Annotated in this window: 15 protein-coding genes; 6 read left to right on the top strand and 9 right to left on the bottom strand. The window is 48.1% G+C overall.

Features of this window, described 5'->3' with window-relative positions; all coding sequences use genetic code 11:
- On the bottom strand, positions 1-1425 hold the full coding sequence (locus MLE18_RS03245) for an AAA family ATPase (RefSeq protein WP_243367346.1): 1425 nt from the start codon (positions 1423-1425) through the stop codon (positions 1-3).
- 177 nt (positions 1426-1602) lie between these two features.
- Between MLE18_RS03245 and MLE18_RS03240 the strand changes: the two genes are divergently transcribed.
- The 6 genes from MLE18_RS03240 to MLE18_RS03215 all read left to right on the top strand — a co-directional run bounded on the left by MLE18_RS03240 (position 1603) and on the right by MLE18_RS03215 (position 5754).
- Positions 1603-1806: a hypothetical protein gene (locus MLE18_RS03240; protein ID WP_243367344.1), complete on the top strand. Its 204-nt coding sequence runs from the start codon at positions 1603-1605 to the stop codon at positions 1804-1806.
- Positions 1807-2053: 247 nt separating this feature from the next.
- The gene (locus MLE18_RS03235; protein ID WP_243367342.1) at positions 2054-2794 is read left to right on the top strand and encodes a hypothetical protein; all 741 of its coding nucleotides are present in this window, start codon (positions 2054-2056) and stop codon (positions 2792-2794) included.
- 160 nt (positions 2795-2954) lie between these two features.
- Positions 2955-3413 carry a hypothetical protein gene (locus MLE18_RS03230; protein WP_243367340.1) on the top strand — a complete coding sequence of 153 codons (459 nt, stop codon included), beginning with the start codon at positions 2955-2957 and terminating at the stop codon, positions 3411-3413.
- Positions 3414-3681: 268 nt separating this feature from the next.
- Positions 3682-4710, top strand: coding sequence for a YecA family protein (locus tag MLE18_RS18065; RefSeq protein ID WP_243367338.1), 1029 nt, complete (start codon positions 3682-3684; stop codon positions 4708-4710).
- A 56-nt stretch (positions 4711-4766) separates the two neighbouring features.
- A complete protein-coding gene (locus MLE18_RS03220; RefSeq protein ID WP_336605557.1) occupies positions 4767-5015 on the top strand; it encodes a phospholipase D-like domain-containing protein in 249 nt (82 codons plus the stop codon).
- A 25-nt stretch (positions 5016-5040) separates the two neighbouring features.
- Positions 5041-5754 carry a hypothetical protein gene (locus tag MLE18_RS03215; protein ID WP_243367336.1) on the top strand — a complete coding sequence of 238 codons (714 nt, stop codon included), beginning with the start codon at positions 5041-5043 and terminating at the stop codon, positions 5752-5754.
- Here MLE18_RS03215 and MLE18_RS03210 read toward each other — a convergent pair.
- From MLE18_RS03210 to MLE18_RS03175, 8 genes are all read right to left on the bottom strand, one after another.
- Positions 5751-6272 carry an HD domain-containing protein gene (locus MLE18_RS03210; protein ID WP_243367334.1) on the bottom strand — a complete coding sequence of 174 codons (522 nt, stop codon included), beginning with the start codon at positions 6270-6272 and terminating at the stop codon, positions 5751-5753. The two genes, MLE18_RS03215 and MLE18_RS03210, sit on opposite strands and share 4 nt — an antisense overlap.
- Positions 6273-6302: 30 nt before the next feature.
- Positions 6303-6569, bottom strand: a complete 267-nt coding sequence (locus tag MLE18_RS03205; RefSeq protein ID WP_243367332.1) for a hypothetical protein — start codon at positions 6567-6569, stop codon at positions 6303-6305.
- A 671-nt stretch (positions 6570-7240) separates the two neighbouring features.
- Positions 7241-8740 carry a hypothetical protein gene (locus MLE18_RS03200; RefSeq protein WP_243367330.1) on the bottom strand — a complete coding sequence of 500 codons (1500 nt, stop codon included), beginning with the start codon at positions 8738-8740 and terminating at the stop codon, positions 7241-7243.
- Positions 8741-8836: 96 nt separating this feature from the next.
- Complete coding sequence (locus MLE18_RS03195) at positions 8837-9100, bottom strand: hypothetical protein (protein WP_243367328.1); 264 nt, start codon at positions 9098-9100, stop codon at positions 8837-8839.
- Positions 9101-9453: 353 nt separating this feature from the next.
- A complete protein-coding gene (locus MLE18_RS03190; RefSeq protein ID WP_243367326.1) occupies positions 9454-9705 on the bottom strand; it encodes a hypothetical protein in 252 nt (83 codons plus the stop codon).
- Positions 9706-10101: 396 nt separating this feature from the next.
- Positions 10102-11280 (bottom strand): hypothetical protein, encoded by a 1179-nt coding sequence (locus tag MLE18_RS03185; RefSeq protein ID WP_243367324.1) that lies wholly within the window; start codon positions 11278-11280, stop codon positions 10102-10104.
- Positions 11281-11809: 529 nt separating this feature from the next.
- Positions 11810-12052, bottom strand: a complete 243-nt coding sequence (locus tag MLE18_RS03180; RefSeq protein WP_243367322.1) for a helix-turn-helix domain-containing protein — start codon at positions 12050-12052, stop codon at positions 11810-11812.
- A 54-nt stretch (positions 12053-12106) separates the two neighbouring features.
- Positions 12107-13243: a DUF1972 domain-containing protein gene (locus tag MLE18_RS03175; RefSeq protein ID WP_243367320.1), complete on the bottom strand. Its 1137-nt coding sequence runs from the start codon at positions 13241-13243 to the stop codon at positions 12107-12109.
- Positions 13244-13258: the final 15 nt, after the last annotated feature.

The raw sequence follows: 13258 nt of genomic DNA, 5'->3' as shown, positions 1-13258 counted from the left end.
CTATTGGATAGCAGGGGTTGATGTGCGGATCTTTCGGGATTCCTCGGGAGCATCGTCTGGAGTGTTGGCCGGACGGGCACGAGTGCGTGCCCAGTTGCGTAGGGCGTCGATCTCTTCGCGCATTGTGCGGGAGAGGGGTATCACTGCATTAAGCGCAGTTCCGAAATCGGTGAAAAGGCTTTCGCGGAAAACCTGTTCAATCTCGGCTCCGCTGAATCCGTTGAGTTGGTCAGTGAATTCCAACGAGAAGTTGGTGCCGTATCTGGCGTTCATGATCTTCATGATCTCTCTACGTTCACGGTTGGAAGGTAGATCGACTGCAAATATTGAATCGAACCGGCCTGCCCTGAGTATTTCAGGGGGCAGTTTTTGAACGTCGTTAGCAGTTGCCATGACGAACACGGGTGAGGTGTTCTCTTGAAACCAATGTAACAACGCACCTAGGACATTTGATGTAGTTCCTCCGTCTGTCTCACCAGAGCTTTTTACTCCGGCAAGTGCCTTTTCGATTTCGTCTATCCACAAGACGGACTCGCCAAAAGCGGATATGATCTGCAAGGCTTGGCGAATGCGTTTCTCTGTCTCGCCAACGATCCCTGCTTTCATATCTCCTAGAGAAAGGCGGATGAGTGGCCATCCTAAGATACTGGCAGCAGCTTTACATGAAAGACTTTTACCAGTTCCAGGTATGCCCACGAGGAGCAGGCCTTTTGGCCTAGGGAGATGTTCGTTTCCAGGCGTGAACGCCTTTGCTCTTGAGCGGATATAGGTCTTGAGTTGACTCAGACCTCCAACGTTGGACAGATGTTCCGGTTCCCAGACTTCGAGAAGACCGGATTTACGGATGAGTTGCGATTTAAGATCGCTGATGATTTTTGAGGAGAAGTAGTGGCGCTTGACCAAGCTAAGCGCGTAGGCGCATTCGGCTTCGAATTCGGTGAGACCGCGAGCGAGACGCGCGGCTTTCTTGTTGGGTTTGACGTTCAGGGGGTTGCCCAACTCTTGTTGGAGCGAATAGAGGTTTTCTGTGTCAGGGAGCGGCAGGTCGATCACGGTGAAGATGGCCTTGAGTTCAGGGCGCATCTGGATGACCGGCGAGATCATAACCAGGCAGTTGCCTTTCGACTTCCACAATTCCGCACCGTTCTGAATCGCTTGTATGATCTCGGGACTGTCGGTGAACAGGTGAAGGTTGTGTGCCAGCAGGACAGTATCCATACTGTTGTTGAGCCAGGATAATGCTTCTACCGGATCACGGACCCCCTCTAAGATCTTCGCGCAACCCGCTTGTCGTATTCCCCTCATGCAGTCCCAGGCAAAGAACCTCCAATGTCCTTCGAATGGAATGACTTTTTCAGCTCGTGCTGGTTCATGGGTGAGAATCGAAATCGCGGGGAAACCTGCCTTGAGATAGTCTTGTAGCATGGAAAACCTCCTGGGTACGTTTCCCATACTATTTCTCTATGGCCGCTGAGAATATACAAACCCCTCCTACAGTTTCTGGAGGCAATGAATGCCATATCAAGTAATAACAGCATCAGGATATTTTATTCCTGGTTGTTGTTTATATAAAAATACTTTTTAGAAATTGAGGATGCAGAAATGGAAGAAATTCAAGAGACGGTGGTGAAGAAGACATGCCTTGATTGTGACACAGAAGATTGCCCTGCCAGAGCCAGTGGATTTCGGTGCCCTGAGAAAGAGATCGATCCAAACTTAATTGCTGCGCTGGAACACATGTTCAACCAGAAATTCAAAACCAAGATCATCAATGGAGAATACCTCAATGAAGAGCCAAGACTCTAGCAGCAATCATGACCAGTGTTGGGTGTGCGTGGTTGCCCCCTGTCCAAGCAGAGGGACTCCGTGTGGATGTCCTGCCGTGGTATTTGATGATGGGAAACCACGGTTACTTTACAAAGACGTTTGAAAATGAATCACCGTGCGGAACCTGCCGAAGATCTTCGTGAAAATTTGATACCGGTAATCCTTGTGATCTAGCCCCGCTTCTCGCGGGGTTCTTTTTAGGATATCTAAAATTTGAGGAATGAAGATGCTGAAATCAATCGAGTTGAAACCCGCAAAGTCTAAGAAACCGCATGCTTGCCGGTGTTCTGCCCGTTTGATGAAACCTTTGAAGAAGGAATCGAATAACACAACTTCCTTTCCCGCCGAGGAAACTCCAGCGACGTCGGCCCTACCGAAACCATCCCCAGCAGACCAAGGAAGTCTTTTCGACTTCGCCGGTCCGACTACAAATGCTACAGTCGATTCGGACACTTTTCTTTGGAATTGCTCAAGGCGCGGGCGGGCATTCCGCGACAGGGTTGCTTCCTTCACAAATGAATTTGGTGAAAATCCAATTGTTCGGATCACATCCAGTTTTAACAAAACAGACACATACTTGACCGATCCGAACAACCTTGTGATCATCGATGCGTCCACGGGGTTACTTGTGGACAATCCAATAATCAGAATGGAACTATTCAGAACGAACCTTGATGGGCGCAACTTCGTCCGCAGGTCATTCATCTCGAAGCAAGTTGTTGCTGTCTTAGATGGGATTATGGCAAGGAACGAATGGACCCCTGAAATTTCGCAAGATTTAAAATTCAATCGAGAGAAAGAAGATGAACTCATCAGCCTACTAATATCAAGACAAATTGGATTTTCCTTTGACGAACGCGGAATCTATAATGAGGTCAGGCTTTTTGGTTCACCTGACGCGCTTTTGCACTTTGCGAATGAAGCCTCGTCCAAAGGGATGCTTTTCCTGATCAACACTATTTCGTAAACCTACGCCACAAATGATGGACGTAATATGCCGAGGGCTTATGACATTCGTGAAATCCGTAGCTATCACTGTCTCGTCCCCGCTTCTCGCGGGGTTCTTTTTAGGGTAAGCAGGAAATGCCCCATGATGATGCGACGATGCCCACGACCTGGAGGCTAACATGCTGAAATGTTACGATCAGAAAGACGACAAGCTCAAAAGATCGAATGGAACCCGGAAGAGCACCGGCCAGTTGAGCCTCTGGGGTGGGTCGATCAAGCCATTTACGAAATCGGCCGAAGATCTTGCCGCACACTCCCTCAAGGATATTTCGATCCAGTGGACTGGCCAGGTCAAGAACCTGGATCTGTCAGAACTCAAAGCCCTCAAAGACAAATGCGGTGCCATCTCCGATTCTCTTTCCAAGGGCGTCGCGGAAGTCCATGGGAAGATTCGGAACAAAGGGCTGTCTCATCCAGCGGATGTCGCAGCCTATCTCGTGCTCCGAGATCTTGATGACAAGGGCATCAAAGAGGTTCCGAACCAGCGGTTGCGAGTCATTTATTTTGGTGTGAAAGCTCTTTCGGTTAATATCTTAATGCGGGTCCTGATTGAAGTTGGACATCACGTCAAACACTAAAGACGATAAGTTTAAGCTACCTTATAGTTTAATAAACAGTTCAATATTTATCGAGGCAAGAAGTTGCCAAAGGCGATTGTAACCGCCTCAAGGGGCCGCATTAAAGCCACGAATGAACAATAACCAAAAAGTCAAACAACAATTGGCAACATACTGTCGGCGCAGCACTCGATACGACCAAACCCAATGTTCATTATAGTTTTGACCAATATTATGCCAACAAAATGGCTGGCTTTATTTGTATTTTTATTCCACGTCATGAGGCTAAGTGGCTACCATTGCCATAGGCCATGGAGGTGTTATGGCTGAAAATGACTTTTCTTACTATAAAAAGTTAAATGATGACTCTAAGGTTGCGCTAATTGAATTAAGAGACAAGTTAGTTGCCAAATTTGAAAAAGAAATCGGTATCCCTGATTGTTGTTTTGAATTAGACTTTGCATCAAGAGAAGGAAATGATCGTAGAATAATACGACATATTTGTCAGGGATCCGAGGCCAATGCTATGAACTTTAAGGCGTCCAACGGCCTAAAACTTTGCTACTTAATTGATGGCTATATCAACCAAATATGCTCAAAGAATTTATTTGGACCTTATTTGTTTGCGCGCTGTGTTGTTGAATTGGCTGCATTTTGTCACTATGTATCTTCAGAATTAAATATGATTTATGAAAAGGCAGACAATACTTGGAAGTCAAAGGGGGAAGAGTTTTTTAAATTTATTTTGCGCGCTCGTTATGCGACAAGTGACACTGGCAAGAATTACGCCCTCTCCAAGGCGAATATTTCCAATAACATTAAAAAGCCAATAAGCATATCTAATTGCATCGATCGCATGGATAAAACAGGGGAACACAAAGGCATCAAGGATAAATATGCGAAACTGTGCGACTATGTGCACCATAACAATTCTAGCCAGTTCCTAGCCTCGCATGGCGCTGTAGCTTCAAACAACTTCAGAAATGAATACGGAAACATTGTTGCCCTGCAAAAAGATGGCGCTTTCTCTGTGTATAAGTATGGCTCATTTAATAAGCTTGAAATAGTTATTCGTGAAACAATAGACGACATGGTCACGTATGCTAACAGTGTCCAGTTGTCACTTGAGTCTTTGCCGCCATACCCATTTAGCAGTGAATTTATATTAAGAAAAACAGATGGAGATGGTGTGTATACGTCAATCAGCCATACGCAAAATCACAAAAGGTCGCCTATGGGGAAATGTGAAAGAAATGACCCGTGTCCTTGTGGTAGTGGTAAAAAATTCAAAAAATGTTGTTATATGTCGGTGAATTGATGATGTATCTATTCAACGCTGTTAATTGAAAGGGCCAGGGGAGTGAACCGTATACCATTGCGAACTTCCTGGCGAATTCTGAAATTCCGACGTTCATTGATGCCGCCCATGCCATTGCTCACAACAAGGTGATGATCCTGGACGGGAAGGCGGTCATCACCGGGAGCTACAATTTCACGAAGACTGCTGATGAGAAAAACGCAGAAAATTTGCTAATCATCAAGTCCGAGGAGTTGGCGAAGATCTACGCGGAGAATTGGCAGCAGCACTTGAAACATGCTGAGCCGTATACTGCCAAATATTGAAACCGTCTCACAAGGAGACATTAAAATGCCTCACGCCGAACTATCAGAATTTGTTGAGTTACGTCTAAAAAAAGAAATGCTGGATCATGTTGGTCTTCCTGACATCAACTACCCCGTACCCGTTGACGCACTTGACTCATCTCTCGAAAATGGTGGGAATATATCGTTCGCAAGCTTACTATATTGGCTTCAAGTTAAAATAAGCCCGGGAAAACAAGACTGGAAACATTTTAAACCTGCTATGAGTCGATTGGCAGAATTGGTATCACCTCCCGATGATAGATCTGAGGTTGTAGCCAGAAGTGATGAATGGTGGATTGAACTTGGCCCAGTAGACTTGAATTCTGAAATAGTTACAATCCAACGAGAAAGCGAACTAATTGCAGCAATTTCACGCAGAGAAGATGGGAGACTTCGTGTAGCTACTTTTTGGCCAATCGATTCACGTAGCGCTGAAATGCTGTTTGACCTTTCACGGATTCCGAATCCAAATTCTGGCGTCAACATGCGTGAAAACAATTGGGAATACGCTTTAGACGCTTCTGCCGCTACCGGGAATGTCTACGCATCAGAAAGGGGTGATTCATATCTTTCATACTGGAAGTTCGGAATCGGCATCAGTCATGACAAATCCGTCGTAGAGCCATATAGAAAATTTATTGATTTGATCCCACGAAGACCCTCATCAGCCGCAATTGAGCTCGGTGTCTTTTACGAGTTCTCAGCACCAGAATATTAATCCAGAAGAACAAGCCATTGTTTCAGTCTCTCGGTTTCGTATCCAGCGGATGACCATGAACACGCCCACTCAATGATTGACCTGTCCCGTGCAGCTGGCGTGCAGAAGTATTTCGGGTTTGGCTGATTTCCAACTCGAAGCAGGTCAAGGCGGTCGACGTCCCAGCAGGTGAACACCGTTATGTCCTCATCGACATCTGCCGTACCGACCGTGTGCCCCTCACAGGCGAGGCAAAGCATTTCCAACTGAGCGGGTTTAACCTTGAAAAACTCACCGCAAAGCGACCTGGCCAATTGTGCGCCCCGTGGACCATGTTCAGGATCACACCCGTCATTGTGGCGTTGGGAATCATGGAACACCGCGAAAAGTTCAACCACGACAGGATCGGCTCCAGTGGTCTCGGCAAGTTTCAACCCGAACTCGCGGACACGTGCCCAATGACTCAGCCCGTGGATGCCTCTGGGATTCAGGGAATACTCAGCCCAGATCCTTGAAATGAGCTCCGACGAAATGATCATGCGATCCTGGTGCCGGGCGGAAGTGACAGATTAGACATTTGAAAATCCCAGTTTCAAATCTTCGTCAAACGTTAGATTATCCCATCGATTCAAACAGCTTTCTGTGAGTAGATCTGCCGCAGCATTAAGTTTCAAGACTTGGATTGCTTCGTCGGGAAAGAGTTTGAGCAATTGTTCAAACTTATCGCGAGAGTATTTAGACCTCTTCCAGGGTTTGCTGGATTCATAATGTTTTCGAGAGATACCAAGGATCGCCCAAGGTTTTTCGGCAATTAATTCCTCAGAGATTTTACTCATAATTTAGATCTCATTCCTAGGTATTGATAGATTCAAAAATGAAAATTATATCTTTGTGTCTGAATTGAATTCCAGAATTTACTGCCGAAAGGTTTTGGCATTTACCATGGAAAGCACACTTGCTGGTGGCAAGTGCCATGGGTGGCAACTCCAATTCACCAACTTGCCACCAATAAGATACTAATTTTATTGACTAAAACAAACTGGTGGCAGGATGGCAGGTTGGTTTTCAACAATTATATTTTTTAATTATGTTATTTTCTTTCATATGAAATATTTTTAAGTATTGTTATTATATCATTATTACATTAATATTTTCATGAAATAAGTAAATATATTAATACCAAAACATTAAAGAGTATTGATTAAGTAAAAAAATATGAAGAAATAAAAACTGGTCAAGTCCATTTCCAACTTGCCATCTTGTCATCAGGACCATAACTTAAGTGATTTCCATGGCTTACTGGTGGCAGGTTGGTGGGATCCACTTGCCATCAGGGACTACTTGCCACCCCAGTGTCCCCCAAAGCAAAATGTCAACAGCAATGCCATCCTGGTCGTAGTATTCTGCTAAAAAATAGGGAGTTTTGCAACTCCCTAAATACTGAGATCAAGTTCTATCCAAAGAATGAATCTGTATCGTCAATTTTTTTGTTATATTCTGATTTAATTTATTCGCAATCATTCTCAAATTTCTTGTCATTGTCATTCCCAGATTGAGGCATTTGTTCAACTTTCGTGTTTACAGTTTGTAATAGTTTCAAGCTCCAGACACTTCCATTTTTAGTTTCTGACTTTACTGCGACAATACCAAGATCTTCGAGATCTGCTGCATACTTACTTAGCTTGACGCCTAGGCTTATGGGACTCTTTGGCCAATCATTGCTCAGCTTGGATTGATCATCTCCAATATTATTCAATTGAATGAGCATATCTGAAGTGCGACCCTCTATGCTTCCTGCACTTTCTGTCAAAATTTTTACTGCACTGATAAAACTGTTCGCCGACAGCTTTGCTCTTGTGTTCTTAAATTTCATCTGAAGAGCTCTGAAAGACTTCACATATGATTTTGCGTTGTAACCCAGAGCCTCAGCTACGGCTGCGCCAAAACGTTCATAGTCGCCCATTCGAGACAATCCTGCCAGCTCGATGCCAGGCAACAATCTTTTCGCCTCTACAAGAGCTTTTAGACATCCTTCTCGAATTTCAGGAAGATCTTCGCCAAAGTCAGCGTCAAGAATTGTTCTGTCGACGTTTTTGCTCATTGGCAATCTATCAAATTCAAATATCAATGCTCTATCAAGAAAGTCAGGCTCGAAGCTGGGAACATTTATCGAGGTAACAAGTATTTTCTTTTGAATTGACACCTTAAACATGTCCGTATCTACGTAATGCTTTCTTTTGCCGTATGATGTTCCTGTGACAGCCTGACAGATTAAGTCTGACAGCCAGTTGTCAACCTTTCGAACATTGTCAAAGAGTGGTATGCCTGATGAATTCAGTGTTAGGTAGAACCCCTCTTTTGTTTTTACGAAGTCTTCTTTAAGGTGGGTAGTTGGGTCAAAGACGCTTCTGAACTTGCTCGCAGTGCTTGTCTTTCCGCTTCCTTCCTGCCCAACAAAGCAGGTAACGGGTTGGTTGATTCTTGCCAGCGGACTGAGGCACAAGTCGACCAGGAGCAACATTTGTTGAGCAGAACTGCTGCAGTTCGCGTATTTCAAGAATTTTTTGGCATCTCCCCATGGGCCTGAGATCTTAATCGGAAGTTTTTCACTATTCGTTTTAAATATTATTGGACTATCTTTGATTTTTGTGTACATTGTGTCGTCGATTCTTAGGACATTTCCTTCTTCATCTGCCATGTCGATGTAATCAAACCCTCTCTCGAAGCCAAATCTGAGTCCAGACCGTACTGCTTTTCCATTTCCATCGCCGTATGCACTTGCATAGAATTTGGCATTAGATAAAAATTGGGACGGCATAATTTTATGACATTTGTCTCTGTACGCGAGAATCAAGAAGTTGCTGAATTCTTTCGAGTTGACCTCGATAAATTTCGAGTCGGGTGTAATTTTGGCATATATGCAACCGTCCTGGTCTTTCGCAAACTCGAGACTTTCGAGCAAGTCAACAACCTGCTTGTCCTTGTTCTGTTTTTGTTCCTTCGTCATCTTTTTCTCCAGATTAATTTTATTCCAAAAAGTGAGGCGAGCTTTCGCCCGCCTTACTCTGAAATAATCTAATTGTTATTTTCTGCTTCTGTAGTATTAATCTTTTAAAGACGTGTACCCTTTTACAAGGGCCTCAAAGGTTACGCCACTAATTACGAGCTCCGGGTCAACGTTTCTGCTTTCATCCATTTGTTTCTGCACTGCGCAGCCGCTTTGCATTGCTGCGTGGTAATCAAATTTGATATCAATTCCAGATTCGGCCATCACTCCATTTACGCCGGAAAGAGCATTTAAGACTGCGTTAAATTCTTTCAGTTTGTTTACTATTCTTTCGTTTTTTAGTCCATTTTTTCTTACCATTTGTTTCTCCGTGGTTAAATTGTTGTCTGTGTTGAATTTCCCATTGTTGAAATTCCAATTTACTTAGCTTCACCGCCTTCAAGATTTTCAAGCTTTGCGTAATTTCATGTTACTGCCATCCGTGTTTCGCTACGTTCTGCACGACCGCCTTGGTCAGGCTAGGAGGTCTGCTGGGGGGCGTTACCCTTCACAATCTCTATACGAAAAACTCCATTGGCTTTGGCGAGGTCTTGCGTAGGTGCAACTGAGAGGTCCTACACATCCTTGGCTCTGCCTAGTTCTCGAAAATCGTGGCCAGTGGTCTGCCCCCCCATCTAAGTTCAGTAAGTACACGTGCGATGGCTTCGCGCTTCTTAAATTTCGAACAATCTCAGGTTTCCACCATCATCGACAAATGCCAGGTTTATTTCATAAGGGCTAACTTTTCTGATTTTCATTATGTGTCTTTTGGCTTCACAATACTTCATAGTTTCAACGAAATTTGGACTGTCAAAGACATGCAGTGTCTCTGGGTCCATCACATACGCCTTGTCTTCATAAAGAGCCCAAACAACAAATCGATGATACCGTTTCATTTCTGCCGTTAAATCGTAATAGTTCAACATGCTATCCTCGCTTTTTGTAAGATGCTAGAAGATGTGCCCGTAAGTTTTTCCGGTTCGAGATTTTTCATTTACTTTTTGGAGTTTTCAAAATCCTCCTTTTCAACATTTTGATTGCGCAGGTTTCGATTCCATTTATGATCTGCCCAGGCGGTCGCTTCTGGTTTGGTCTATGCCTTCACTATCTCTATATGAAAAACTCCAAGGACTTCGGCGAGGTCTAGCGTAGGTGCAACTGATAGGTCCTACATAATCTTGGCCATACCAAGTTCAACGAAATAGGGGGCCGGTTACCCGACCCCCATCTAAGTTCACCCTACATAGGCCAGCGACGTCCAACATAGGTCCAAGTTCAGCCTACGCACGTCCAACTGCGCCAGCTTCGACCTACATAGCCTCTCAGCTGTCGTTAGCGCTGGGCTTGGATCCCGCCTTGGGCTTCCCCCGTTTCCCGGCAGGCTTCATCGTCCAGCCGGTTGTGGTCCAAATCATGTTCAAGGTCTTGCGATGCACACCACGGCGAGACACTTCAAGGCGATACTCGCCCTTGTCGGCATTGCCCTTTATGGTGAGGATCGTGTCCGCCAATTCCCGGTTTTCCAGTGTCATCACTTCCTTCGCAATCTTCTTTTCCAACTTGCGATGCATGTAGAGAGGGACGATGACCGAAACACCATGAGCGTGTCCGAACTTCTTGAGACCCTCCAGGTAGGACTTGGCTCCGGCCATGACCGCGGGCACCTTCTGTTCTGCAAAAGTCCTTTCAAGGTACGACTGGAGGACGCCATCGATCAAAATGACCGACTTGGTGTGAACCGTCTCGACCCTTTCGTTAAAGGCGTTGAGGCTCTTCTGATGAGCATCCTTCTTTTCGACCATCTTAGTCCACAATCCTGCGGCATCCTCAGGAAGCAAATTTTCTTCCTGCATCAGAGTCAGCTCGGCATCACGCTCCATGTCGTGAAGGTAAAACATGTCTCCAGGTTTCTGGATCGCATGGTCACCCAAGAGGGGCATTCCGGTTTCTACGGATTTTGCCATGGCGAGCATAAAGCTCTTTGCTTTAAGGTCATTCGGCATGATGAACACGGTAAGACCGATCGGCAGCACATCCTGTATGATGTATCTGGGCGGGGTAAGCTGTCTGCTGGTTCTGTCCTTCAGGCAGCATGCATCATGTGCAAGAAAGCGACTTTCATCCATCTCGTCCTCGTCGATGGGGTCAGCGATCCCAACGGGAGAGCGAGTTTGAGGTGCCTGGTCGACCTTGGGTGCGGCGGCGACAGCTTCGATGCCAGTCGACGCTTCCAGCGTGGAGGAAACCTTGTCGCTGTTGTCATTGGTGTAGGAAGTTGCCAGATCTTCGGCCACCTCAGCCATGTTATCGGCAGGCACAGCGGTTACATCATCAAGGCTTGTGGTCCCCAATTTCTTCGGTGGTGCAAACGGCGGGATGAAGTTGGGGTTGGCCGTTGTCATGGCACCGAAGGTAGCATGAACCTTTGCTGCCTCTTCTGTTCCAGGCGCGTTGGGTTTCTCAAATGGCGGTACGAATTTGGAATTGTCATTGTCGCTCATGGCGATCCTCCACTCAAGAGTGTTCCCTCAATGCTCTGCAAAGAGGGGAAGCCACTGGCCTCAACTCTCTAGGGCTACGCATGGCGTAGCTTGGCTACTTTCCGTGTAGCCAAACAATATTTTTCTTATTTTTTGAATAACTGTCTGGAATGATATGATTTGAAATTTACATTCTGGGGGCGCTCACCCTGTATGATCATGTGACGATCAACTGCGTGGAGAAGGGTAGGGAGAGCAGGAAGAGTAGGGGGACTCACCTGTGACTCACCTTTTAGGGGCAAATTCAAGGTGAGTCAGCGTAATCCAACACAACTCAGCATCAATTAAATTAAGTAGTTGCGACTATGGCGGCCGGTTATTCATGGACTCAAAATCCGCCGGTCGCAAGGCCTTGGGGGTTCGAGTCCCCCTCCCGGTACCAGGACGATCTCGCAGGGATCGAGCGGCCAGCTGTTTGGCGGACTCGGTCCCTTTCGTTTTGTTCCTCGGCTGACCAAACGGATGAAGGCAATCTAGGGTTGCCTCCCGACTATCCCACCAGCTGCTCCACATCCACCCCCAGCGCCGCCGCAACCTTGGCGAGCGTGGCCCGGCGCGGTTTGGCCGTGCGCGCCTCGATCTGTTCCAGCGCGGCCTTGGAGATGCCCATCCTGGCCGCCACCTGTTCCTTGGTCAGGCCCAGGTGCTCGCGCCAGGCGCGGGACAAACTCTTGCGGCCCGAACCGGCCAGCTCTGCGACTTCCTGCGGAATGTTCGTGGTGTCGTTGCTCATGGCCCGGCATAGAACGAAACCGGAGGCCCTGTCCACGCCGCACCCGGCGCCGGGCTAACGCTTCCCGGCTCCTCCGGCGATTTTGAGCAGTGTCCGCTCGTAGCCCAGGGCGATCTGGTCCCAGTCGTAGGTGGTGCGGATGCGCTCCATGGCCCGCCCGCGGTAGCCGTCCAGCTCTCCGGCGTGCTCCAGGCTCCAGCCCATGGCCTGGGCCAACTTCTCCTCCTCGGGTTCGAAGAAGATGCCGCAGTCGTCCAGCACCTCCCGGTTGAAGAGCACGTCGCGGGCCATGACGAAACACCCTGCGGCCATGGCCTGCAGGAGCGCCGGATTGGTTCCCCCCACCTCGTTGCCGTGCACGTAGGCGAAGCAGTTGCCCATCAGCTCGGCCAGCAGTTCCTTGTCGTAAATGAACCCGGGCAGCAGCACGCTCGGCCCGGCCTCACTCTCGATACTACCGGCGTAAACGCTCGGGTAGGGGCAGCCGCCCACCAGCACCAGCTTCTTGCCCGTCTGCAGGTGCTTGAAGGCCCGCAGGGTGAGCAGCGGGTTGTTCTCCGGTTCGAAGCGCGTGACCTGGAGGAAATACCCGCGCGGCTCAAGCCCCATCCGCGCAAGCCTGCCGGTGGCCGGTGCCGAGGCGGGATAGGCCCCGTAGGCCACGGTGTCGGAATCCGTGTCGTGCACGTCGCGGTAGTAGTCGCCCAGGGCAGCGGAGTCCGTGATGAGCCTGTCGGCGAGCAGGCAGCCCAGCTTCTCGCAGATGCGGTAGTAGGCTTGCGCCTTCTTGCCCCACTTGGCCCGCTTCCACTCCAGGCCGTCGGGGTTGAGCGCCACATGCCGGCCGAGAAGCTTGTAGAGGGCCATCAACGGGGCGTTGGCCGCGTTGAAGACCATGTGCGCGTCGTGCCTGGGGAACAGCGAGTGGACGATGCTCAGGAAGGTGTGGCTTAGAGTCTCCACCGCCTTGCCGCGCAGGCTCGGCAGATAGACCGCGTACATGCCCAGGGGCCTGGGATCGCGCTCCGGGTAGAGGTGCTCCCGGCAGTACAGGGTCACGTGGTGCCCCCGGGTGGCCAGGCGCTTGCCCACCTCCTCCACGCAGGTCTCGAAGCCGCCGTAGCGGCAGGGGGCGCCGCGCGTGCCCACCAGGGCGATGCGCAGCGGACGCCAGGCTGGTGCGTCGCTCATAAGTCCGAGATCCTT

Origin of the sequence: Fundidesulfovibrio soli (assembly GCF_022808695.1) — a bacterium.
In the GTDB taxonomy this organism is placed as follows: domain Bacteria; phylum Desulfobacterota; class Desulfovibrionia; order Desulfovibrionales; family Desulfovibrionaceae; genus Fundidesulfovibrio; species Fundidesulfovibrio soli.
Note: the sequence above shows the minus strand (reverse complement) of the source record. Positions and strands in the feature narration are given on the sequence as shown.

Excerpts from the sequence above, each read along its gene's own strand:
- MLE18_RS03175 (WP_243367320.1), bottom strand. The coding sequence starts at position 13,243 with ATGAGCGACGCACCAGCCTGGCGTCCGCTGCGCATCGCCCTGGTGGGC.
- MLE18_RS03210 (WP_243367334.1), bottom strand. The coding sequence starts at position 6,272 with ATGATCATTTCGTCGGAGCTCATTTCAAGGATCTGGGCTGAGTATTCC.
- MLE18_RS03195 (WP_243367328.1), bottom strand. The coding sequence starts at position 9,100 with ATGGTAAGAAAAAATGGACTAAAAAACGAAAGAATAGTAAACAAACTG.
- MLE18_RS03190 (WP_243367326.1), bottom strand. The coding sequence starts at position 9,705 with ATGTTGAACTATTACGATTTAACGGCAGAAATGAAACGGTATCATCGA.
- MLE18_RS03245 (WP_243367346.1), bottom strand. The coding sequence starts at position 1,425 with ATGCTACAAGACTATCTCAAGGCAGGTTTCCCCGCGATTTCGATTCTC.
- MLE18_RS03240 (WP_243367344.1), top strand. The coding sequence starts at position 1,603 with ATGGAAGAAATTCAAGAGACGGTGGTGAAGAAGACATGCCTTGATTGT.
- MLE18_RS03180 (WP_243367322.1), bottom strand. The coding sequence starts at position 12,052 with ATGAGCAACGACACCACGAACATTCCGCAGGAAGTCGCAGAGCTGGCC.
- MLE18_RS03205 (WP_243367332.1), bottom strand. The coding sequence starts at position 6,569 with ATGAGTAAAATCTCTGAGGAATTAATTGCCGAAAAACCTTGGGCGATC.
- MLE18_RS03185 (WP_243367324.1), bottom strand. The coding sequence starts at position 11,280 with ATGAGCGACAATGACAATTCCAAATTCGTACCGCCATTTGAGAAACCC.
- MLE18_RS03230 (WP_243367340.1), top strand. The coding sequence starts at position 2,955 with ATGCTGAAATGTTACGATCAGAAAGACGACAAGCTCAAAAGATCGAAT.
- MLE18_RS03215 (WP_243367336.1), top strand. The coding sequence starts at position 5,041 with ATGCCTCACGCCGAACTATCAGAATTTGTTGAGTTACGTCTAAAAAAA.
- MLE18_RS03200 (WP_243367330.1), bottom strand. The coding sequence starts at position 8,740 with ATGACGAAGGAACAAAAACAGAACAAGGACAAGCAGGTTGTTGACTTG.
- MLE18_RS03235 (WP_243367342.1), top strand. The coding sequence starts at position 2,054 with ATGCTGAAATCAATCGAGTTGAAACCCGCAAAGTCTAAGAAACCGCAT.